This is a genomic window from Streptomyces sp. NPDC088354 (assembly GCF_044753585.1).
In the GTDB taxonomy this organism is placed as follows: Bacteria; Actinomycetota; Actinomycetes; order Streptomycetales; family Streptomycetaceae; genus Actinacidiphila.
The window spans coordinates 124,873-146,258 of the sequence record NZ_JBIVNJ010000015.1 but is presented as its reverse complement, the minus strand read 5'-3'; the positions used below and the strand labels follow the sequence as shown (position 1 = coordinate 146,258).

Annotated in this window: 24 protein-coding genes and 1 riboswitch; of the genes, 5 read left to right on the top strand and 19 right to left on the bottom strand. The window is 73.8% G+C overall.

Annotated elements, in window-relative coordinates:
- Nucleotides 1-70: 70 nt before the first annotated feature.
- Complete coding sequence (locus ACIP98_RS22790; protein ID WP_401977699.1) at nt 71-367, bottom strand: DUF6412 domain-containing protein; 297 nt, start codon at nt 365-367, stop codon at nt 71-73.
- 171 nt (nt 368-538) lie between these two features.
- A complete protein-coding gene (locus tag ACIP98_RS22785) occupies nt 539-1,846 on the bottom strand; it encodes a DUF445 domain-containing protein (protein WP_319664432.1) in 1,308 nt (435 codons plus the stop codon).
- A gap of 183 nt (nt 1,847-2,029) precedes the next feature.
- On the opposite strand from ACIP98_RS22785, the gene ACIP98_RS22780 reads away from it, so the two are divergent.
- Both ACIP98_RS22780 and ACIP98_RS22775 read left to right on the top strand, forming a co-directional pair.
- Nucleotides 2,030-3,346: an SGNH/GDSL hydrolase family protein gene (locus tag ACIP98_RS22780; RefSeq protein ID WP_401977680.1), complete on the top strand. Its 1,317-nt coding sequence runs from the start codon at nt 2,030-2,032 to the stop codon at nt 3,344-3,346.
- A 62-nt stretch (nt 3,347-3,408) separates the two neighbouring features.
- Nucleotides 3,409-4,521 carry an aminotransferase class V-fold PLP-dependent enzyme gene (locus tag ACIP98_RS22775; RefSeq protein ID WP_401977679.1) on the top strand — a complete coding sequence of 371 codons (1,113 nt, stop codon included), beginning with the start codon at nt 3,409-3,411 and terminating at the stop codon, nt 4,519-4,521.
- A gap of 22 nt (nt 4,522-4,543) precedes the next feature.
- On the opposite strand, the gene ACIP98_RS22770 is transcribed toward ACIP98_RS22775, so the two are convergent.
- Genes ACIP98_RS22770 through ACIP98_RS22760 form a run of 3 tightly spaced genes read right to left on the bottom strand, consistent with a single transcriptional unit; the run spans nt 4,544 to nt 7,116 of the window.
- Complete coding sequence (locus ACIP98_RS22770; RefSeq protein ID WP_319664428.1) at nt 4,544-5,512, bottom strand: ATP-binding cassette domain-containing protein; 969 nt, start codon at nt 5,510-5,512, stop codon at nt 4,544-4,546.
- A gap of 7 nt (nt 5,513-5,519) precedes the next feature.
- On the bottom strand, nt 5,520-6,323 hold the full coding sequence (locus tag ACIP98_RS22765) for an ABC transporter permease (protein WP_319664426.1): 804 nt from the start codon (nt 6,321-6,323) through the stop codon (nt 5,520-5,522).
- The gene (locus ACIP98_RS22760) at nt 6,316-7,116 is read right to left on the bottom strand and encodes an ABC-2 family transporter protein (RefSeq protein ID WP_319664425.1); all 801 of its coding nucleotides are present in this window, start codon (nt 7,114-7,116) and stop codon (nt 6,316-6,318) included. The genes ACIP98_RS22765 and ACIP98_RS22760 overlap by 8 nt, the downstream gene beginning before the upstream one ends.
- Before the next feature lie 290 nt (nt 7,117-7,406).
- Between ACIP98_RS22760 and ACIP98_RS22755 the strand changes: the two genes are divergently transcribed.
- Nucleotides 7,407-9,641 carry a transglycosylase domain-containing protein gene (locus ACIP98_RS22755; protein WP_401977678.1) on the top strand — a complete coding sequence of 745 codons (2,235 nt, stop codon included), beginning with the start codon at nt 7,407-7,409 and terminating at the stop codon, nt 9,639-9,641.
- A gap of 41 nt (nt 9,642-9,682) precedes the next feature.
- Here the strand turns inward: ACIP98_RS22755 and ACIP98_RS22750 are convergent, their stop codons facing one another.
- The 3 genes from ACIP98_RS22750 to ACIP98_RS22740 form a co-directional block, all read right to left on the bottom strand.
- A complete protein-coding gene (locus ACIP98_RS22750) occupies nt 9,683-10,003 on the bottom strand; it encodes a multidrug efflux SMR transporter (RefSeq protein WP_319664423.1) in 321 nt (106 codons plus the stop codon).
- A 33-nt stretch (nt 10,004-10,036) separates the two neighbouring features.
- A riboswitch (guanidine-III (ykkC-III) riboswitch) is annotated at nt 10,037-10,098 on the bottom strand.
- Nucleotides 10,099-10,104: 6 nt separating this feature from the next.
- The gene (locus tag ACIP98_RS22745) at nt 10,105-10,443 is read right to left on the bottom strand and encodes a co-chaperone GroES (protein WP_319664422.1); all 339 of its coding nucleotides are present in this window, start codon (nt 10,441-10,443) and stop codon (nt 10,105-10,107) included.
- A gap of 10 nt (nt 10,444-10,453) precedes the next feature.
- Nucleotides 10,454-10,777, bottom strand: coding sequence for a DUF3618 domain-containing protein (locus ACIP98_RS22740; protein ID WP_319664421.1), 324 nt, complete (start codon nt 10,775-10,777; stop codon nt 10,454-10,456).
- A gap of 100 nt (nt 10,778-10,877) precedes the next feature.
- On the opposite strand from ACIP98_RS22740, the gene bcp reads away from it, so the two are divergent.
- Complete coding sequence (gene bcp / locus ACIP98_RS22735) at nt 10,878-11,345, top strand: thioredoxin-dependent thiol peroxidase (protein WP_319664420.1); 468 nt, start codon at nt 10,878-10,880, stop codon at nt 11,343-11,345.
- A 31-nt stretch (nt 11,346-11,376) separates the two neighbouring features.
- Here the strand turns inward: bcp and ACIP98_RS22730 are convergent, their stop codons facing one another.
- From ACIP98_RS22730 to ACIP98_RS22690, 9 genes are all read right to left on the bottom strand, one after another.
- Entirely contained in the window at nt 11,377-12,021 is a 645-nt protein-coding gene (locus ACIP98_RS22730; RefSeq protein WP_319664419.1) for a class F sortase, read from the bottom strand.
- 5 nt (nt 12,022-12,026) lie between these two features.
- Entirely contained in the window at nt 12,027-12,926 is a 900-nt protein-coding gene (locus ACIP98_RS22725) for a hypothetical protein (RefSeq protein ID WP_401977675.1), read from the bottom strand.
- A gap of 109 nt (nt 12,927-13,035) precedes the next feature.
- Nucleotides 13,036-13,815, bottom strand: coding sequence for an HAD-IIA family hydrolase (locus ACIP98_RS22720; RefSeq protein ID WP_319664417.1), 780 nt, complete (start codon nt 13,813-13,815; stop codon nt 13,036-13,038).
- A gap of 79 nt (nt 13,816-13,894) precedes the next feature.
- Nucleotides 13,895-14,089, bottom strand: a complete 195-nt coding sequence (locus tag ACIP98_RS22715; RefSeq protein WP_401977674.1) for a hypothetical protein — start codon at nt 14,087-14,089, stop codon at nt 13,895-13,897.
- Between the two features lie 27 nt (nt 14,090-14,116).
- Nucleotides 14,117-14,788, bottom strand: a complete 672-nt coding sequence (locus tag ACIP98_RS22710) for a phosphonatase-like hydrolase (protein ID WP_401977673.1) — start codon at nt 14,786-14,788, stop codon at nt 14,117-14,119.
- Nucleotides 14,789-14,793: 5 nt separating this feature from the next.
- Nucleotides 14,794-15,915, bottom strand: a complete 1,122-nt coding sequence (locus tag ACIP98_RS22705) for a TIGR03364 family FAD-dependent oxidoreductase (protein ID WP_401977671.1) — start codon at nt 15,913-15,915, stop codon at nt 14,794-14,796.
- A gap of 153 nt (nt 15,916-16,068) precedes the next feature.
- Entirely contained in the window at nt 16,069-16,830 is a 762-nt protein-coding gene (locus ACIP98_RS22700; protein ID WP_401977698.1) for a GntR family transcriptional regulator, read from the bottom strand.
- A 129-nt stretch (nt 16,831-16,959) separates the two neighbouring features.
- Nucleotides 16,960-17,922 carry a hypothetical protein gene (locus tag ACIP98_RS22695; RefSeq protein ID WP_401977670.1) on the bottom strand — a complete coding sequence of 321 codons (963 nt, stop codon included), beginning with the start codon at nt 17,920-17,922 and terminating at the stop codon, nt 16,960-16,962.
- Between the two features lie 104 nt (nt 17,923-18,026).
- Entirely contained in the window at nt 18,027-19,145 is a 1,119-nt protein-coding gene (locus ACIP98_RS22690; RefSeq protein ID WP_319661575.1) for an ROK family transcriptional regulator, read from the bottom strand.
- 56 nt (nt 19,146-19,201) lie between these two features.
- Here ACIP98_RS22690 and ACIP98_RS22685 point away from each other — a divergent pair, with 56 nt between their 5' ends.
- Entirely contained in the window at nt 19,202-20,272 is a 1,071-nt protein-coding gene (locus ACIP98_RS22685) for a Gfo/Idh/MocA family oxidoreductase (RefSeq protein ID WP_319661573.1), read from the top strand.
- A 57-nt stretch (nt 20,273-20,329) separates the two neighbouring features.
- Here ACIP98_RS22685 and ACIP98_RS22680 read toward each other — a convergent pair whose 3' ends face one another.
- Together ACIP98_RS22680 and ACIP98_RS22675 are read right to left on the bottom strand one after the other, a co-directional pair.
- Nucleotides 20,330-20,878, bottom strand: coding sequence for a hypothetical protein (locus ACIP98_RS22680; RefSeq protein ID WP_401977668.1), 549 nt, complete (start codon nt 20,876-20,878; stop codon nt 20,330-20,332).
- Nucleotides 20,879-21,009: 131 nt separating this feature from the next.
- Nucleotides 21,010-21,375: an STAS domain-containing protein gene (locus ACIP98_RS22675; RefSeq protein WP_319661571.1), complete on the bottom strand. Its 366-nt coding sequence runs from the start codon at nt 21,373-21,375 to the stop codon at nt 21,010-21,012.
- Nucleotides 21,376-21,386 lie beyond the last annotated feature (11 nt).

Sequence of the window (21,386 nt, the reverse complement as noted above, 5' to 3'; positions counted from 1 at the left end):
GGTCTCGTCGTGCCGGACAAGGTGGTGTCGGCGTGACGGACGGCGTGCGGGCTGCGGGGTGGCAGGTGCGCTACGCGGCCGTCGGGACGGGACGGCCGGGTGCCCGGGGGCGTGGGCGGCCGGAGGCGTCGGGGTCGCGCTGGGGGAGGAAGGCGGTGCGGCGTTCGCGGTCGCGCAGGGCGGTGCGGACGCGTCCGCGGGGGACGGGCCGGGCGCCTGCGGCGGCGTGGAGGGCGCGGCCGAGCAGGATCGCGGCCGCGGCGGTGGTGGCGGCCGCGGCGAGTGCGGTGGTGAGCCCGGTGTGGGTGAGGAGCAGTCCGGCGAGGAGGGCGAGGGTGACCAGGGCCGTGACGGCGTGGGCGCGCAGTGCGGTGGCCGGGGTGCGGGTCACCGGGTCCTCCTTTCCGTCCGCTGGTCGCGTCCTGTGGGTGATGACGTTCGCGGGGCCGGTGGAGTTCCGTGGTGGCGGTACGGGTTTTCGCCGGCCGGGCGGGGCATTCCTCCGATGTCTGGCCGTGCGGGGGAGGGGGCTGGCGGACTATCCGGCGAGGACTCGCGAGACCGTGTAGATGGCCAGGCCCGCCAGGGCGCCGACGACCGTGCCGTTGATCCGGATGAACTGGAGGTCGCGGCCGACGTTCGCCTCGATCTTGCGGGTGGTCTGCTCGGGGTCCCAGCCGGCGATGGTGTCGGTGATCAGCGCGGTGATCTCGTCGCGGTAGGTGGTGACGACGTAGGTGGCGGCGTCCTCCAGCCAGCCGTCGATCTTGGCGGTGAGCCGGGGGTCCTCGGTCATCCGCGCGCCGAGCGACAGCAGTGAGGCGCGGGCGCGCAGCCGCAGTTCGCTGTGCTCGTCCTCGGCCGCGGCGACGATCATGCCGCGTACCGAGCTCCAGGCGGACTCGATGAGGTCCTGGACTTCGTGGCGTTCGATGAGGTCCTTCTTCAGCTGTTCGACGCGGCGGCGGGTGTCGGGGTCGGACTGGAGCTCGGTGGCGAAGTCGGCGAGGAAGCGGTCGAGGGCGCCGCGTGCGGGGTGTTCCGGCATGTCGCGCATCTCGGCGGTGAAGCGGACGAGTTCCTTGTAGACCCGTTCGCCGACCTTGCGGTCGACGAAGCGCGGGGTCCAGCCGGGCGCGCCGCCCTGGACGGCGTTCATCACGGACTCGCCGTGCTCGTTGAGCCAGTCGTGGGCCCGTACGCAGACCAGGTCGACCATGCGCCGGTGGCCGCCGTCGGCGACGATCCGTTCCAGCATCTTCCCTATGCCGGGGCCGATCTCCTGCGCGTCCGCCCGGCGGGTGATGGCTTCGCCGACCACGGCCTGGACGTCGGAGTCGCGGAGCACGGTCAGGGCGCCGCGCAGCGCGGCCGCGCCCTGTTCGGTGACGCGGTCGGCGTGCTCGGGGTCCTCGAGCCAGGTGCCGAGGCGGTGGGCGATGCCGACCTTGCGCAGCCGGGTGCGTACGACGGTCTCGGACAGGAAGTTCTCGCCGACGAAGTCGCCGAGGGTGCGGCCGAGGGCGTCCTTCTTGGTGGGGATGATGGCGGTGTGCGGGATGGGCAGGCCGAGCGGCCTGCGGAAGAGCGCGGTCACGGCGAACCAGTCGGCGAGCGCGCCGACCATGCCGGCCTCGGCGGCCGCGGCGACGTAGCCGCTCCAGGCGCCGGCGCCTGCCGACTCCGCCCATTTGGCGAGGCCGTACACCAAGGTGGCGGCCAGCAGCAGCCCGGTGGCGATCACCTTCATGCGCCGGACGCCGCGCCGCCTGCCTTCGTCGGCGGGGCTGTAGGAGAACGCCGGAGTCGCGCTCTCACTCGTTCCGGTCACCGGAGTCCTCTCCATCCCTCGCACCCGTCTCCCTTCGGTGTATGGGTATTGCGCACGCCACACTCACCAGTTGGAACGAACGACGGGTTCCCGACATCCCACTAGCCAGACGGTCAGGTCCGGCGTCCTCCATGGGATCATGAGTGGGGGCGGATCGCGCCGGTTTCCGACACCCCCTGCACAGGAGTTGAGCACCGCATGGCCAGAACGACCGGTTGTGCCCTGCTCGCCGGGCTGGCCGCCCTGGTGGCGGTCGTCTCGACGGCGATCTTTCTCGGCGTCGGCGGTACGGACGTCGCGGCCCGCGCCGGGCGCGGGGCCATGGCGGCCGGCAGCGCCCACACCGCCGTGCCGGCGGCCGCGGGTTCCTGGGTCGGCACGTGGTCCGCCTCTCCTGTCGCCGGTGAGCCTTCCACCGCGGACGGATACCCTGGATGGTCGATCCGCAACGTGGTGCGCACCAGCGTCGGGGGCACCTGGGTGCGGGTGCATCTGTCCAACACCTTCGGCAGCGCGCCGCTGGTGGTGGCGCACGCCACCGTCGCCCGTTCCGCCGGAACCGGTGGCGCGGCGGCCGCCGGGGGCACCATGCGGGTGCTGACCTTCGCCCAGCGGGGGTCGGTGACGATCCCGGCGGGCGGGGCCGTGGTCAGCGACCCGGTGCGACTGGCGGTGCCGCAGCGGGCCGATCTGCTGGTCACCACCTATGCGGCGCTTCCGTCGGGCCCGGTGACCTACCATCCGAACGCGCGGCAGATCTCCTTCATGGCGCGCGGTGAGCGCACCGCTGAGGTCTCGGGAGTGTCGTACACGACGCGGACCCTGTTCTGGCGGTACGTCAGCGCGGTGGACGTTCTCGGCTCGCACGCGGCCGGCGCGGTGGTGTTCTTCGGCGACTCCATCACCGACGGCCTCACCTCCACTGTCGGCGCGAATCACCGCTGGCCCGACTATCTGGCGGACGGTCTGATGGCCTCCGGTGACCGGCGGCTGCGCCTGGGCGTCCTCAACCAGGGGATCAGCGGCAACGGGGTGCTGCGCGGCGGCCCCGAGGGCGGTCCCAGCGCCCTTGTGCGGCTGGACCGCGACGCACTGTCGCAGACCGGTGCCCGCACGATGGTCGTGGAGCTGGGCATCAACGACATCATCCGGCCGCCCCGGGCGACCGGCGCGCGGGCCGTGATCGCCGGGCTGCGGCAGATCGTGGCGCGCGGCCACGCCCGCGGGATGCGGGTGATCGGGGGGACGCTGCTGCCCTTCGAGGGGCACGGGGCTGCCTACAACCCGGTGACCGAGGCCGTCCGGCAGCAGGTCAACGCCGCGATCCGGGCAGGTACGGTGTACGACGCGGTGATCGACTTCGACAAGGCGCTGCGTGACCCGTACCGTCCGACGAGGATGCGGGCCGCCTACGACTCCGGCGATCATCTGCACCCCAGCGACGCGGGCTACCGCCGGATGGCCGAGGCCGCCCGGCCGGTGCTGCTCGGGGGTACGGCCGCCGCGAAGGCGTGACGGGGCCCGGGGTCGGGACTGCCCGCGGTGCACGGACTTCACGAGGACTGCAAAGGACGGCGATGACGGATCACGCGGGCGGGCTGCCCGGTTACGCCGAGCGTTTCACCGAGCCCGAGGGCTATCTGGACTTCGCCCGCTACGGGCCGCCCTCACGTGACGTGCTGGAGGCCACGGCGGCCGCGCTGGCCACGTCCGCCGAGGCGGACCACACCACCGTCGACGAGCTGATGCGTGCCGAGCCGCGGGCGCGTGCCGCGGCGGGCCGGCTGGCGGGCAGGGACGCCGCGCACGTGGCGCTGCTGCCCAACGCCTCCACCGGGCTGTTCCACGCCGCCTTCGGGCTGGCCGGGGGTGCGGTCCTGGTGCCCGCCGCGGACTTCCCGGCGAACCACTATCCGTGGCGGCGCAGCGCGGCCCTGGGCCGCGCGGTGCCGCGCTGGCTCGACGCGGCGCCCACCCCGGACGCGGTGCGGGCCGCGCTGAGCGACGAGGTGGTCGCGGTCTCGGTCAGCGCGGTGGACTTCCGCACCGGTTACCGCGCCGACCTGGCCGGGCTCCGCGAGGTCATCGGCGACCGGCTGCTGATCGTCGACGCCATGCAGGCCTTCGGTGTCGCCGAGCTGCCCTGGCAGGCCGCGGACGTCGTGGTGGCCGGCGGACAGAAGTGGCTGCGGGCCAGCTGGGCGACCGGGTTCGCGGCGCTGTCGGACCGGGCCCTGGAGCGGCTGGAGCCGACGCTCTCGGGCTGGACGGGAGTCACGGACGTCGGTGTCTTCGACGACGTCGAGCATCCGCCGGCCCCCGGCGCGCTGCGCTGGAGCATCACCAATCTGAGCCCGGTGACGGCCGCCGCCTTCGCGGTGGCCCTGGAGCTGGTGGAGTCGTCGGGCGTCGCCGCGATCGAGGCGCACGTGGCGCGGCGGGTGGACGAGCTGATCGAGGCGGTGCGCGAGGCGGGCGGCGAGGTGCTCTCGCCGGTCGCGCCGGGGGAGCGGGCGGGCATCGTGTCGTTCGCGGTGCCGGGCACGGACCCGGCGCGGATCGCCAAGGCGCTGCACGAGCACGGGGTCACCCCCTCGGTGCGGGCGGACTCGGTGCGGTTGTCGGCGCACGCCTCGACCACGCGGGGCGCGGTGGAGCGGGTGCGGGCGGCGCTGGGCTCGCTGCGCTGACCCGCGGGGCGCCCGGGTGGCGTCACACGGGCGCCCCGCCGGTGGCGTACATGCGGGCGATGACGTCCTCGATGACGGGTTCGCGCACCGACAGGTCGACGACGCCGTGCCGGGCGGCGAGCTCCGCGACCAGGGGCGCCGCGCTCGCGGAGGCGGGGAAGGCGATCCACTGGCGGGGGCCGTCGACGCGGGCGCAGCGGGCGCCGGGGAGTTCCACGGGCGGCAGTTCGCGTTCGAAGTCGACGACGAGGGTGCGTTCGCTCTCGCCGATGGCGTGGAGTCCGGCGAGCCCGCCGTCGTACATCAGGCGCCCGTGGTCGATGACCATGACGCGGCGGCACAGCTGCTCGATGTCGGTCAGGTCGTGCGTGGTGAGCAGGACGGTGGTGCCCTGCTCGGTGTTGACGCCGCGCAGGAACTCGCGGACCTTGGCCTTGCTGACGACGTCGAGGCCGATGGTGGGCTCGTCGAGGTAGAGCACTTCGGGGTCGTGCAGCAGGGCGGCCGCGATGTCGCCGCGCATGCGCTGGCCGAGGGAGAGCTGCCGTACCGGTACGTCCAGCAGCGGGGCGAGGTCGAGCAGTTCGACGCAGCGCTCGAGGTTGCGGCGGTAGCGGGCCGCGTCGACGCGGTACATGCGGCGCACCAGTTCGTAGGAGTCCCGCAGCGGCAGGTCCCACCACAAGGTGGTGCGCTGGCCGAAGACGACGCCGATGCGCCGGGCCAGGCGGGCGCGTTCGCGGGAGGGGTCGATGCCCGCGACGCGCAGCCGGCCGGCGCTGGGGGTGAGGATGCCGGTGAGCATCTTGATGGTGGTGGACTTCCCGGCGCCGTTGGGGCCGATGTAGCCGATCATCTCGCCGGCGGGGACGCTGAAGGTGAGGCCGTCGACGGCGCGCACCTGGTGCCGCTCGCGGCGCATCAGCCCGCTCTTGCGGCGGACGTCGAAGACCTTCTCCACGTGGTCGAGTTCGATGACTGCGGTGGTCATGGCGGCATCAGCTCCCGGTGCTCCGGTACGAACGCAGGGCGGTCCGCCACAGGGCGCCGGCGAGCGCGCAGCTCGCGGCGGCGACCAGTGGCGGGGCGAAGTCGGCCCAGCGGGGCAGGCCGAGGGGGTCCGGCCGGCCGAGGATGTGCAGGGCGGGCAGCCAGTTGACGAAGGCGAGGGGCACGACGAAGGTGACACCGCGCACGAGGTCCTTGGCGAAGACCGTGGGCGGGTACTGCAGCACGGTGTTGCCGCCGTAGGTGAAGGCGTTCTGGACCTCGGAGGCGTCGCCGGCCCAGAACTGGAAGGCGGCGCCCGCGATGAAGACCGCCGCGAAGATGCCGGCGCCGCTGAGCACGCTCAGCGGCAGCAGGGCGGCCTTCAGCGGGGTCCACGCGATGTCGAGGCGGGCCAGTGCCCAGCCCAGCACGAGCAGCCCCTGGGCGACACGGCCGATGCGGCGCAGCGCGAACTGGTCGGCGGCGACTTGGGCCAGGACGGGCAGGGGCCGCACCAGCAGGGTGTCCAGTGTGCCGTCGCGGATGCGGCGGCCGAGCCGTTCCATGCTGCCGAGGGCGAGGTCGGCCAGGCCCAGGGAGGTGCCGGTGGTGCCGTAGAGCAGGGCCACTTCGGGGAGGGTGAAGCCGCCGAGCCGGTCGATCTGCGAGAACATCAGCAGGATGACGACGAAGTCCAGCGCGGTCGCGGCGAAGTTGCCGATCGCCGTCATCGCGAAGGAGGCCCGGTAGGCCATGGTCGACCGGATCCACATGCTCACGATCAACGCGTATCCGCGCAGCGCCTCAGCCACCCTGCACCACCAGCTTGCGGGTGGCCGCGGACTGCAGGAGCCGGCCCGCGCCGAGCAGCGCCACCGCCCAGCCCACCTGGAAGGCCAGGCTGCCCGCGAGTGACGCGCCGGTGCTGCGGCCGAGCAGGATGTCGGCGGGGACCTGGAGCAGTGAGGAGAAGGGCAGGGCGCGGGCCACCGCGCCCAGGCCGGCGGGGAAGGCGTTGAGCGGCAGCAGCGAGCCGGAGAAGAACAGCGTGGACAGGGTGACGACGGTGACCACCCCGCTGCCGTCCAGCAGCCAGAAGGCGCTGAGGACCACCAGGTAGCGCAGGGCGAAGCTGACGACCACGCCGAGGAGCACCGACAGCAGGAAGAGCGCCCAGGTGGTGGGCGATGCGGGCAGGGCCAGGTGGAAGGCGAGGGCGCCGCAGGCCATCGGCGCGATGCCGCGGGCGAGGAGCTGGTAGGCGGCCCGGCCGAGGTCGGCGGCGAGCCACCAGGTCTGCAGGTCGGCGGGGCGGTACAGGTCGACGGCGATGTCGCCGGTGCGGATGCGGTCGATGAGTTCGTCCTGGAAGCCGCCGCCCAGCAGGGCGCAGGCGGCGATCAGGGCCTGGCCGGTCCAGACGTACGTCAACGCCATGGACTGGTCGTACCCCCCGAGGTGGGGCCGTTCGTCCCAGAGGGCGATGTAGGTGTAGGCGATGACGAAGCCGAAGACCGTGTTGGTGAAGACGCCGGCCACGGTGGCCGTCTTGTAGGTCGCGTGCCGGCGGAAGCCGTTTGCCGCCACGGCGGCGTACAGGCGCATCCTGCTGTCAACCCTCCCGTCGTGCCGCTCTCCCGTTCCCGGGCGTGCCGCCCGGAGCGGGCGCAAGCGCACGACGCTACCGGCCGCCGTCACGCACTGCCACGGTTTTTTCACCCGCTGGTGGGGTCCTGGGCGTGCTGCAGAGCTGTCACAGCCCTGTCACGGAGGGATGCAATTGAACCGTTTTGCCCTGAAGGTGCGCGAGTGTCCGCCGGGTCGTACGGCACGATTGACCCAAGATGTTCCGCCGCGGCACAACCCTCGGCGGCCGCGGAGGAGTCAGTACAGACATGAGCAGCAGCAACGCTTCCCCCGGCGGCGGGGGAACCGCGCCGTCCGGACCGAAGCCGAAGCGCACCGGAGTCCGCAGACTGATCCCGGGCTGGAAGACGGTGATCGGCACCTTCCTGCTGGTCGTGCTGGCCTGTGCCGGCGCCTTCATCGTCGGCTACCAGCTGGTGGAGATCCCCAAGGCCAACGCGGGGGCGATCGCCCAGAGCAACGTCTACCTGTACTCCGACGGCAGCCAGCTGGCGCGCGACGGCCAGGTCAACCGGGAGAACGTGGACCTGAGCCAGATCGCCAAGACCGCCCAGTACGCCACGCTGGCCGCCGAGGACCGCAACTTCTACAACGAGTCCGCGGTCAGCCCCAAGGCGATGGTCCGCGCGGCCTGGAACACGGTCACCGGCAAGGGCAAGCAGTCCGGCTCGACCATCACCCAGCAGTATGTGAAGAACTACTACCTCAACCAGGACCAGACGGCGATCCGCAAGGCCAAGGAGTTCTTCATCGCGATCAAGCTCGACCGCGAGAAGAGCAAGAGCGAGATCCTCCAGGGCTACCTCAACACCAGCTACTACGGCCGCAACGCCTACGGCATCCAGGCGGCCGCCCAGGCCTACTTCGGCAAGGACGCCGACCAACTCGACACCGCCGAGGGCGCGTACCTCGCCACGCTGCTCAACGCCCCCAGCGAGTACGACGTGGTCGCCCACCCGGAGAACAAGGTCCAGGCGCAGGCCCGCTGGAACTACGTGCTGGACGGCATGGTCAAGGAGGGCTGGCTGAGCGGCACCGAGCGTGCCTCGCTGACCTTCCCGACCCCGCTGAAGGCCAAGCCCGCCACCAGCCTGTCCGGCCAGCGCGGCTACCTGGTCGAGGCCGTCAAGAACTACCTGTCCGACAACCACATCCTCGACGAGGAGACGCTGCGCTCCGGCGGCTACCGCATCACCACGAGCATCGACCGCAAGAAGGAGGACGCCTTCGTCAAGGCGGCCGAGAACCAGCTCCTGGACCAGCTCGACCCCAAGGCCCACAAGACCGACAAGTACGTGCGGGCCGGCGGCGCCTCCATCGACCCGGCGACCGGGAACGTCGTCGCGATGTACGGCGGCATCGACTACACCAAGCAGTTCGTCAACAACGCGACGCGCCGCGACTACCAGGTCGGCTCCACCTTCAAGCCGTTCATCTTCGCCTCCGCCGTCCAGAACGACTCCACCACGCAGAGCGGCCGGCGCATCACGCCGTACACGGTCTACGACGGCACCAACAAGCGCGAGGTCGTCGGCCGCAACGGCCCCACCGGCTACGCCCCGGCGAACGAGGACGACGTCTCCTACGGGCCGATCACCGTCACCCGCGCCATGGACAAGTCCGTCAACGCCGTCTACGCCCAGATGGCGCAGGACGTCGGCGCGGACGACGTCAACAGCACGGTGCGCGCGCTCGGTGTCTCCGAGCAGGTCAAGCTGGTCAGCACTCCGGCGATGGCGCTCGGCACCATGGAGGCCAGCCCGCTGGACATGGCCCAGGCCTACGCGACCCTCGCCAACCACGGCCGCTACATCCCGTACACCATGGTGGTGAAGGTCACCAAGAACGGCGAGGACCTGAAGCTGCCCGAGCGGCAGCCCCGGCAGGCGATCACCCGTGAGGCGGCCGACACCACGACCTCGATCCTGCGCTCGGTGGTGCAGGGCGGCACCGCCACCGCCGCCCAGGCGTCCGGCCGCCCCGCCGCGGGCAAGACCGGCACGGCGGAGGAGGACAAGGCCGCCTGGTTCGCCGGCTACACCCCGAACCTGGCCACCGTGGTCGCCGTGATGGGGCAGGACTCGCAGACCGGTGCCCAGAAGCAGCTGTACGGCGCCGCGGGGCTGGCACGGGTCAACGGCGGCGGCTTCCCCACGCAGATCTGGGCGGAGTACACCGCGGGCGCGCTCAAGGGCACCCCGGTGCGCGGCTTCAAGCTACGGCTGGAGCCCGGTGCCTCGGCCCCTCCGGCCACCTCCGCCCCGCCGTCCAGCTCGGCCCCTCCGGCCTCCTCGGCTCCTCCGGCCTCCTCCCCGCCGCCGCCGGCCACGAGCAGCGAGCCGCCGGCCTCCTCGGAACCTCCTGAGTCCCCGTCCGAGCCGCCCGCCAGCAGTTCCCCGCCGCCCTCCGAGGGCGGACCGGGCGGCGAGCTGCCGATCGGCGGCCCGGTCGGGGGGGACAACGGCGGGGGCGGCTTCCAGTAGCGCCAGGGCGCCGGGCGGAGGGCAGGCGGCGGAGAGCGGCCTCAGTGACCGGAGGTCGCCTTCAGCCCGACGACGGCCACCAGCAGCAGGCAGATGAAGAAGATCCGGGCGGCGGTCGCCGGCTCACCGAGCACCACCATGCCGAGCACCGCCGCCCCGGCCGCGCCGATCCCGACCCACACCCCGTAGGCGGTGCCGATCGGCAGCGTCCTGGACGCGTACGACAGCAGCAGCATGCTGGCCACGATGCCGGCACCGGTGCCCAGGCTCGGCCACAGCCGGGTGAAACCGTCGGTGTACTTCATGCCGACCGACCAGCCGACCTCCAGCAGACCGGCCAGACACAGCAGGACCCATGCCACGACGGCACCTCCATGATCATTGAAGACTCAGGCGGTGCGTCGTCTTTGCATGGGCCCTGGTACGGCGCGTCTCGTCAGGGGACGGGACCGACGGTAGCAAATCAGAGGTAAAGACCGGTGGAGTCCTCCGAGCCCTGCAGCCGCTCGGCGGCGACCGCGTGCAGGTCCCGCTCCCGCATCAGGACGTAGGCCGTGCCGCGCACCTCGACCTCGGCACGGTCGTCCGGGTCGAAGAGCACCCGGTCCCCGACCTCCACGGTGCGCACGTTCTGGCCGACCGCGACCACCTCGGCCCAGGCCAGCCGTTTCCCGACGGCCGCCGTGGCGGGGATCAGGATGCCGCCGCCGGAGCGGCGCTCGCCCTCGGGCGTGTCGGAACGGACCAGCACACGGTCGTGCAGCATGCGGATCGGAAGCTTGTCATGCGATGGGGAACTCACAGGTACGACGTTACCGGCGTCGTCTGCGCAGCGAGAGCCCGGCCACCACCGTGACGAGCGCCACCGCCGCCACCGCGACCGGCACGATCCGCTCCACGCGCGGCGCGCCCTCCTCCGTCACGAAGTGCCCGCGGATCTCCGTCACGCCCCGGTTGACCGCCACGTACGCCCGTCCGGCGGTGCGGTCCACGGCCGACGCGACCTTCGCCTTGGTGTCGGCGGCGATCGTTTTCGGGTGCACGCGCACGGCGATCTCGTCCAGGGTGGCGGCCAGCTCCCGCCGCTTCAGGGCGATGTCCGCCTCGATCTGAGCAGGGCTCCTGCCATCCGACACCGCGCAGCCTCCATCGTCGTCTCGACCGGTACCGTGCAGACAGTCTGTCAGTCCGCCCGTGCCGGCGCCCGTCGGCACCCCGAACCGGAGAACTGCACCCATGAGCGAGCGCCTCCAGCCCGGTGACACCGCACCCGCCTTCACCCTGCCCGACGCCGACGGCAACGAGGTCTCCCTCGCCGACCACGCCGGCCGCAAGGTCATCGTCTACTTCTACCCCGCCGCGCTCACTCCGGGATGCACCAAGCAGGCCTGTGACTTCACCGACAACCTCGACGTGCTCGCGGGCGCCGGATACGACGTCATCGGCGTCTCGCCCGACAAGCCCGAGAAGCTCGCGAAATTCCGCGAGAAGGAGTCGCTGAAGGTCACGCTGGTGGCCGACCCCGACAAGTCGGTCCTGACCGCGTACGGCGCCTTCGGCGAGAAGAAGCTGTACGGCAAGGTGGTGACCGGGGTGATCCGCTCCACGGTCGTCGTCGACGAGCACGGCAAGGTCGAGCACGCCTGGTACAACGTCAAGGCCACCGGGCACGTGGCCAAGCTCATCCGCGACCTGGGCGTCTGACGCCCCGTCGGCGCTGTCCGGCGACACCGGCTCAGGCCCGGGTGTGGGAGCCGGTCAGCGCCGCGTAGACCACGACGTTGGCCGAGTAGCTCTGGGTGGCATGGTCGAAGGTGCCGCCGCAGGTGATCAGCCGCAGCTCGGGGCGGACGCCCGAGCCGTACACCCGGTCGGGGCGGAAGCCCTCCTTCGGGACGATCTCCACGCCCTCGACGGTGAACTCCGCGACCGAGCCGTCCGAGCGGTTGATCTCCACGAGGGTGCCGGGCGTCACGGTGCTGAGGTTGTAGAACACCGCGGCGCGGGTGCGGGTGTCCACATGGCCGACGATCAGCGCCGCGCCCGCGTCGCCGGGCGCCGGGCCCGCGCCGAACCAGCCCGCCACTTGGGGCGAGCTGAACGGCGGCGGGTCGATCGCCCCGTCGGCGGTGAGCCCGCGCGCGACGAGCGGGGCGTCGATGCCGGCCGAGGGGATCTCGATGCTGAGCGGCCGGGCGTGGCCCAGCGGGGTGTGCGCGGCGTAGACCGGGGTGGGGCGCTCGTCCGCGCCGGGCGCGGACGTGGCGGTGACCCCCGGGGCGCCCATGGCGTCCCCGGGGGCCGGGTGGACGTAGCCCTTCAGCCACGCCGCGAAGAGCACGACCGCGGCCGTGGCGGCCGCGACGGTCCGTCCCTGCACCGGGCTCAGTCCCGGCTGCGGCGCCGGTGCATCACCAGGCCCGCCGCCCCCGCCAGGGCCAGCACGCCCGCGGCCACGGTGCCCGGCACCCCGGCCGGCTGGGCGGGAGAGGCCGAGTGCCGTGCCACGTCGGCGGCCATGGCACCGCCGCCCGCCGGCACCGGCGCGGACGGGTAGCCGCCGTCCCCGGTCCCGTCGCCGACCTCGACCTCGCCCTCGTGCGACTGGCCGTTGCACTCGATGGAGACCTTGTACGAGCCGGACGCGAGCCCGGAGCGCACCACGGCGGAGGCGTACATGCCGCCGTCCGACGCGGGGGCGAGCCGGACGGGGGCGACGAAGGCGGAGGAGCTGACGGTGCCGGACGCGGCCCGGTCGCAGTCCTGGGTCCGTACGTCGACGTCACCGCCCGGGCCGACGGAACCCGGGTTGACGGTCACGCCGCCGCCGCCACCGCCGACGACGCCCCCGCCACCGCCGCCGCCCCCGCCACCGCCGCCCCCGCCTCCGCGGCCCTCATCGCCACCGTCGCCGCGTCCGCCGTTGTCGCGTCCGCCGTTGTCCCGGCCGTTGTCGTCGCGTCCGCCGTTGTCCCGGCCGTTGTCGTCGCGTCCGCCGTCGCCGCGGCCCTCATCGCCACCGTTGTCGCGTCCGCCGTTGTCCCGGCCGCCGTCACCCCGGCCGCCGTTGTCGCGTCCGCCGTCCTGCTTGCCGAAGTCCTGGCGGTCGCCGCCCTGGTCTCCGCCACCGCCCCCGCCGCCCGCGCGCTCCCACAGCCGGCTGGTGGCGTCCCCGCTTCCGGCGGGGCCGTCGTCGGCGACGGCGACGGGACCGCAGATCGCGATCACCGTCACCGCTGCGGCGGCGCACAGGGGAATGCGGGCGGCGTCCATGACTGAGCCCATGATGAAAACCTCCACTCACCCGGGCTCACGTCGTCGGAATCGGTCGGCCCTGGTACTTCGAAGGTCTCTTTTCTGACGGGCCGCCGCATGCGGGGCTGCTCCGGTTGGGTCAGATGAGGTCCACCAGATCGGCGATGGAGTCCACCACCCGGGAGGGCCGGTAGGGGAAGCGGTCGATGTCGGCGGGCTGCGTGAGCCCGGTGAGGACCAGGACCGTCTCCATACCCGCCTCCAGGCCGGCCAGCACGTCGGTGTCCATCCGGTCGCCGATCATCGCGCTGGTCTCGGAGTGCGCCTGGATGGCGTTCAGCCCGGCGCGCATCATCAGCGGATTGGGCTTGCCGACGAAGTAGGGCTCCTTGCCGGTGGCCTTGGTGATCAGCGCGGCGACCGAACCGGTGGCGGGCAGCGCGCCCTCGGCGGAGGGGCCGGTCTCGTCGGGGTTGGTGGCGATGAACCGGGCGCCGCCGTTGATCAGTCGGATGGCCTTGGTCAGCGCCTCGAAGCTGTAGGTGCGGGTCTCGCCCAGGACCACGTAGTCCGGCTCGACGTCGGTCAGCACGTAGCCGATGTCGTGCAGCGCGGTGGTCAGGCCCGCCTCGCCGATGACGTACGCGGTGCCGCCGGGCCGCTGGTCGTCCAGGAAGCGGGCGGTGGCCAGCGCGGAGGTCCAGATGTTCTCCACCGGCACGTGCAGGCCCATGCGGGTCAGCCGGGCGTGCAGGTCGCGCGGGGTGTAGATGGAGTTGTTGGTGAGCACCAGGAAGGGCTTCCCGGATTCCCCCAGCCGCTTGAGGAACGCGTCGGCGCCGGGGATCGGGATGCCCTCGTGGATCAGGACTCCGTCCATGTCGGTGAGCCAGGACTCGATCGGCTTGCGTTCTGCCATGGGGCGGACTCCTGCGGTGTGCCGGGGTGCTGAGGTGCGGGGGCGCCGTCACGTCGTCGTGCCGACGCCTCCAGCCTAGTCAGGCGGTGGTGACCTTGACCCCGCCGATGACCCAGAACCGGTTGGTCGCCCCGGTGCGGCGAAAGTGCGAGCCCGTGGCGGCGCGCGAACCCGCCCTTGTCGGTGGCTCCAGAGCCCCGGCGACCCGCACGGGGGTCTCGGCGCGGGACGCGCCCTGTGCCCGCGAGGGGGCGTTGGGCGGCAGTTTCGTCACGTCACGTCCTCGGACCGTGTGCCCGGCTCAGAACTCCGCCAGCAGGGCGGGAAGTCCGGCCACGGAGGGCAGGACGTGGGTGGCGCCCGCCGCGCGCAGCGCCTCCCCGTCGTGGGCACCGGTCAGCACGCCCGCGACGACGGGCGCGCCGGCGCGGACGCTGGAGAGCATGTCGTACGCCGTGTCGCCGGCCACCGCGATCTCCTGGACGGAACCCGCGGCACGGGTGCGCAGCAGCGCGGTGAGCACCATGTCCGGGTAGGGGCGGCCGCGTCCGCCGGCGTCGGCAGGGCAGAGTGTGAGGTCGGCGATGTCCTGCCAGCCCAGGGCGGCGAGGATCGCGTCCTGGGTGGTCCGCGAGAAACCGGTCGTCAGCACCACGGTGCGGCCCTGGTCGCGCAGCGCGGAGATGGCCTCGGCCGCGCCGGGCAGCGGCGCGCAGGCGCCGGAGCCGACGAGCTCGGCGTAGGCGTGCTCGAACTCGGTGTTGGCGCGCTGCGCCCGCTCCTCGGTGCCGAACAGGGCGCGGAAGACGGAGATCTTGGACTCGCCCATGGTGCGGCGGACGTGGTCGAGGTCGGGCTCGGCGCCCATGCGTTCGGCGGCCCGGACGAAGGCCCGCTCGACCAGTCCGTCGTCGGCGACGGTGGTGCCGGCCATGTCGAGCACGACGAGCCTGGGGGACGTGCTGTCGGTCATTGTCGTTACCAGCCGATCTCGTTGGCGGTGTCCTCGCCGATGGCGGGGGAGCAGGTCATGCCGCGGCCACCGGGTCCGGTGACCAGCCACACGCCGTCGGCGACGCGCTGCCGGTGGACCACCAGGGACGGGTCGGTGCACTGCGCGTACACCCCGGCCCAGCGGCGGCGCACCCGCGGCAGGGGGCGGCCGAGCAGCGCTTCCGCGGTGGCGGCCAGGTGGTCGTACGGGTCCTCGGTGACGTCGAAGGCGAAGGGCTCGTCGTACTCGTGGGTGTCGCCGATGGTCAGGCCGCCGCCGAGGCGCTGCACCATCAGCAGTTGCATGCGGTGCCCGGCGGCGACCGGCGGCTGCGGCTGCCCGGCGCGCAGCGCGTCGAGCGCGGTGCCGGCGTAGGCGGGGTAGTAGCGGAAGCTGTCGGCGTCGGCGACCGAGGTGGTCAGCGGCTCGCCCAGCGGGTCGGTCTGCGCCATCTGCAGGCGGACCCGGCGCACCGGCAGGGCGGGCCCGGCCAGTTCGCGGACCAGTCCGGTCAGGTGGGCGCCGGTGGCCAGGACGACGCTGTCGCCGTGATGGCTTCTGCCGTGGTCGTCGCGCACGGTGCCGGGCGCGACGTCGCGGACCTCGCGGCCGGGCAGGAACGTGTAGCGGCCGGTGGCGGCCAGGTGCGCGCGCAGCGCGGGCAGCGCGACCCGGGACTCGACGGCGGCGTCCCGCTCGCAGAGCAGAGCGCCGCTGAACTCGCCGCGCAGCGCCGGGTTGCGGTGCCGGACTTCGGCGGCGTCGAGCCACTTCAGTCCGCGCGCGGCGGCGTCGGGGGAGGCGAGGACCTGATCGGCGACGGCGCGTTCGGCCTCGGTGCGCACCACGGTCAGCGAGCCGTTGGCCCGGAAGCCGACGCCGGGCACACGGCTGCCGATGCGCTGCCACAGCTCGCGGGCGCGCTGCGCGGTCTCCAGCTCGGCGCCGGAGGCCCGGCCGCCGACCCAGACCAGGCCGAAGTTGCGGACGGAGGCGCCGCGGGCCTCGGTCTCCCGTTCCAGGTGGACGACCTCGTGTCCGCGGTCGACGGCGTGCCAGGCGTGCAGGGTGCCGAGTGCCCCGGCACCCACGATCAGGACTCTCATGGGGACCACGGTCGTGCGGCCGGCGGACGTGGTCGGGTCCGGTTGCTGAACCGGCCGTGAACGCCCCCGCAATCCTGGACCAGACCCGTTATGTCCCCGTGATCCAAGGGGTTCCGTGAGAGGGGCCGAGAAGGGGGCGAAGGGATCTGGCTGCTACGTACGGGACAAATGGGTCGTGAAGCTGAAGCGGTCCCCGCGGTACAGCGACCGCACCCGCTCCAGCGGCGCACCCTCGGTGTCCCGGCTGTGCCGGTGCAGCAGCAGCATGGGCAGCGCGGGCGGGGTGCCGATCAGCAGCGCCTCGCGCGGCGTCGCGAGCACGGTTTCGATCCGCTCGTCCGCGTCGCCGAACTCCACGCCCACGAACGCGCGCAGATAGGCGTAGAACGAGGAGTCCGGGTCGAACTCCGCGTCCAGCCGCGGCACGCGCTCCACCGCGACATACGTGCTCTCCAGGCCCACTCGCTCCTCGTCCGCGAGCAGTACGCGCTCCATGTGCCACACCGTGTCGCCGGTGGCGATGCCCAACTGCCCGGCCAGCACCTCGTCCGCCGCGATCCGGTCGAGTGCGGTGAGGTTGCGGCCCGGCACCCGGCCCTGGAGACGTACCCCCTCGGTGTAGCTCGCCAGCGACAGCGGCTGCTCCAGTTTGGGTCCCGCGACCACCGTGGCCCGGCCGCGCCGCCGCAGCAGTCCCTGGATCAGCAGGTCGCGCAGTGCCTGCCGCACGGTCTCCCGGGCCACGCCGAAGCGGGCCGCGAGCTCCCGCTCCGTCGGCAGCGGCACCCCCTCGCCGAGATCGCCGAGCAGTTCCTCCAGGCGCGTCTTGACGACGAAGTACTTGGGGAGCCGGCCGTGCTCGGGGATGCCGGCACGGGTCGGCGCGCCCGCCTGGGTGTCCTTCACATCGGGAATCCTCGCAGATCGGAGGGGGCAGGCCGGCGCCGGTGCGCGGCGCCGGGGGCGGTCGGGGGCGCCGAGCCGGACACCGGTCACCTGCCGGTCACCGGCCGGTGGGCGGGAGTTCGCGGCCGGTGTCCCGGGTCACCTCCGGCGGCCGACCCTCAGGGCGATACCGCCCGCCAGCATCAGGGCCCCGGCGCCCATGAGCATCAGGGCCGGCGCCGGGTCCTGGACGGGGCCGGTGTCGGCCAGGCCGGGTGGGGGAGTGGGCGCCCGCGGTGCGGGCGGGGCGGCGGGCGCCTCCGGGGCGCCGCTGCCCTCGTCGCCCTTGCCGGGGACCTGGCCGGGGACCTGACCGGGGACCTGGCCGCCGGTGCCGGTGCCGGTGCCGGTGCCCGGGCCCGTGCTGCCGTCCCCGCCGGGACGTTCGCCGGGGTGCCCGCCGCCGGCCGTGCCGGGGGCCGTTCCGCTCCCGTCCGGTGCGCGGCCGCCGGCGCTCTCCCGTGGGGGCCCGTCCGGCACGGGCGCGCCGGGCGCCGCCCCCGGGGCCGTCGGCGGCACGCCGCCGGAGGCGTCCAGCGGCGGCGCGACGGTGAAGCGGTACGGCGCCGACTCGCCGACCCAGTCACCGTCCGCGCCGCGCCGCTGCACGACGGTGGCCGTGGCCGCGACCCGACCGGGCGGGGCGTCCGCGGTGAAGCGCAGCCGGAGCGCGACGCGCACCGTGCGGTGCGCCGGCAGGACGACACCGGGGTCGTGCTCGGCCACTACCGCGACGTTCTCGTCGTTGTCGGTGTGCGCCACCCGTACCGGCCGCCAGCGCGGCGCGGACGGCGCATCGGCCCCTTTCGTCCCGCCGGTGGTGAACTCGCGGTATTCCAGTCGAATATGGCGTGCCATCAGTGTGCGGTCGCGGTCGACGAGGACGATGACCGGATGCACGTCCCGCCGCGCCCGCCGGGTGGTGTTCTCCAGTTCCACCCGGAACTCCCGCGCCGCGGCGCCCGCCACGAAGGTCCGGGGACCCTCCTGCAGCCGGGCGCGTACGGGGAAGGGTTCTCCGGTCGCCTGGGCCGCGGTCAGCACGACCGTGGCCGCTGTCATGGCAAGAGCGCTGCGCCACCTCATGGGCAGCGAAGTTCTCACGTTCGTACGGTCATATGCCCGTACGACGCGGGGCGGTCCGCGACGGCTACCCGTACGGGCGGTCAGCCGCCCGCCGTCTGGCCGAACAGCGGGGCCAGGGCCAGCAGCGCCGCGCCCCGGGCGACGGCGCGCGCGCCGTCCGGGACGAGGGCGACGGGGACGGTACGGCCGGCCGACCGCCGCGTACGGGCGTCCATGGCGGCGGCGACCTCGCTCCGGAACAGCTCGGGCCGCGCCAGCACCGTGCGCCCGCCGAGGACGACGCGGTCGATGTCGAGCAGCGAGACCAGGTTCGCCGCGCCGAGCCCGAGGACCCGGGCCGCCCCGGCGTGGTCGCCCCGGCCGACGGCGGCCAGGCACAGCGCCTCCAGGCAGCCGAGGTTGCCGCAGGCGCACCGCGGCCCGTCGAGGGCGACCGCCTGGTGCCCGAACTCCCCGGCGCCGGTCCTGGCGCCGCGGTGCAGCGTGCCGCCGAGGACCAGGCCCGCGCCCAGTCCGCTGCCCAGGTGCAGATAGCCGAAGGAGTCCCCGGGTCCGGTGCGGTCGGGCGGCGACAGCACGGACAGGGCGGCGGCGTTGGTGTCCTTGTCCAGGACGACGGGCAGCCCCAGGCGGTCGGCGAGCGCGTCGCGCAGCGGGTAGCCGTCCCAGGCGGGGAAGCCGGTGATCCGCAGCAGTGCGCCGCTCCGGTGGTCCAGCGGGCCGGGGGAGGCGACCCCGGCGCCCAGCACCGCGCCGCTCGCGCCGGGGGTGTCCGCGACGGTCGCGCGCACCAGGTCCGCGACGGCGTGCAGCACCTCGGCCGCGGGGCGCCCGAGGTCGAGGGGAGCGGTGCGGGCGTCGGTGGTCTCGCCCGCCAGGTCGGCCAGGAGCACGGTGACCTCGTCGCGGTCCAGGTGCACCCCGACCGCGTACCGGGCACGGCGGGCCAGCCGGAGCAGGGTGCGCGGTTTGCCGCCGGTGGGGGCCCCGCGGCCGGCCTCATCGACCAGGCCGTCCGCGCGCAGCCGCGCCACGATCTTGCTGACCGCCTGCGGGGTGAGGGCGGTGCGCTCGGCGAGCTCCAGCCGGCTGATCCCCTCGCCGTCCGCGACGGTCGCGGTGCGCAGCAACCCGAGCACCAGCGCGGTGTTGTGGCTGCGCAGCGCGGGCAGGTTGGCTCCGGCGGTTGCGTTGTTCACCTGCCCATTGTTGGGCACGCTTGCACTTTCGCAACAGCGTTGCTTAAGTGGGGCGCATGGCTTCCGCACCCCTTCGCGTCGCACTGGTCGGCTACGGCCTGGCCGGCTCGGTCTTCCACGCCCCGCTGATCGCCGCCACCGACGGCCTCGTCCTCGACACCGTTGTCACCGGCGACCCCGAGCGCCAGGCGCAGGTCCGCGCCGCGTACCCGGACGTCCGTACCGCCTCCGCGGCGGACGAGCTGTGGAAGCGCGCGGACGAGCTGGACCTGGTGGTCATCGCCTCGCCGAACAGGACCCACGTCCCGCTCGCCACGGCCGCGCTGGAGGCCGGGCTGCCGGTCGTCGTCGACAAGCCGCTGGCGGCCACCGCCGCCGAGGCGGACGCCCTCGCCGCCCTCGCCGCGGAGCGCGGACTGCTGCTCTCGGTCTTCCACAACCGCCGCTGGGACAACGACTTCCTCACCCTGCGCGGGCTGCTGGAGCGCGGCGAACTGGGCGAGGTGTGGCGCTTCGAGTCCCGCTTCGAGCGGTGGCGGCCGGACCTGAAGGGCGGCTGGCGCGAGTCCGGCGACCCCGCGGAGGTCGGCGGTCTGCTCTACGACCTCGGCAGCCACCTGGTGGACCAGGCGCTGACCCTCTTCGGCCCGGCCGTGAGCGTGTATGCCGAGCGGGACGTGCGCCGGGCCGGCGCGCAGGCCGACGACGACACCTTCGTGGCCCTCACCCATGCCGGCGGGGTCCGCTCCCACCTGTGGATGACCGCCACCACCGCCCAGCTCGGCCCGCGCTTCCGGGTGCTCGGCAGCACCGCCGGCTGGGTCAAGCACGGCCTCGACCCACAGGAGGCCGATCTGCGCGAGGGCGCCCGCCCCGCCCCCGGCGCCGCGTGGGGCACCGAACCGGAGTCCGCCTGGGGCCTGCTGGGCGCCGGCGACGACGTCCGCCCCGAACCGACGCTGCCCGGGGACTACCCCGCGTACTACGCGGCTGTCGCCGCCGCCCTGCGCGACGGCACCGAGCCGCCAGTCACCGCGGCCCAGGCCGCCGCGACGCTGGCCGTGCTGGAGGCCGCCGCCGTCTCCGCCCGCGAAGGCCGCACGGTACCGCTGGCGCCCCGCGCCTGACCCCCCGATCGCCCGGCCCGCGGCGCGCTCCCCTCGCGGCCGCCGGCCGGGCGCTCCTCACCCTCGGGTGTCAGGACTGCGGGAGTGGTCCGGCACGTCCGGGGGAGGGCGGTGGGCCGGCGGCGGTTCGCCGGGCTCGGGCAGCCGGGCGCGGAAGCGGACGAGCACGGCGCCGTCCGCGGTGTGGTGCACCTGCACGCCGTCCAGCGGCTCCTCGTCGCCGCTGCCGGCCAGTCGACGGCACAGCCGGGTGGTCTCGAAGGGGGACGGCGGTTCCGGCGGAGCCCCGCCGTTGCGCGCGGGCGGCTGGTCGTAGCCGGTGTCGGTGACGCACACCGAGCAGTGCCCGTCCTCCACGCCGAGCGTGACGCGGAAACGCCGCGCCTGGCCGTGCGTGACGACGTAGTCGCAGGCCACCAACACGGCCTGGGAGATCCGGGCGCCGGCCGTGCCGCCGGCGAGGATCTCCAGCGCGGCACGGCTCATGCGCGCGGCGAGCGCGTCGCTGCCGGGGGCGCGGTACAGCGAGCACGTCCAGGAGACGTCGAGGGCGGATCTCTTCGGATCGGACAGGGACAGTCGTGAGGAGGCCGCGAGCTTGGCCATGGCCGGACCACGTCCTGTGGGCGTAGGAGGCTGCTCTGCCGGCGACCGGGGTCCTGGGCCGCCCTGTCAGGCTAGAACAGCCGATCCGGGCCCTGCCAGGGCGCGTTGGGGGCGCGCGGGCGGGGTGCGGCTCAGGCCGCGGGATCCGGCCAGTCCGGCAGGATGGTGAAGTACTGGGTCAGCCGCGTCGCGCGCAGCGTCCGCAGCGTGAAGCCGTCCCGGCACACCAGCCGTACGCGCCCCTGCTGCTGCTCGGCGCGACGGCGTGCGCGCACCAGCGCGGACAGCCCGGTGCAGTCGATGAAGTCGACCGGCCGGAGGTCCACCACGATGTCCGGGCGGTCCGTCCCGGTGAGCAGGTCCAGCGCGGCCGAAACCTGCGGCGCGGTCAGCACGTCCACCTCGCCGTCGAGCGTGACCACCGTGCTGTCGCCCTCCGCGCGGCGGCGGACCGAGGCGATGGACGGGGTACTCGTCAGGAGGGATGTCTCGGACATGGGTACCACCC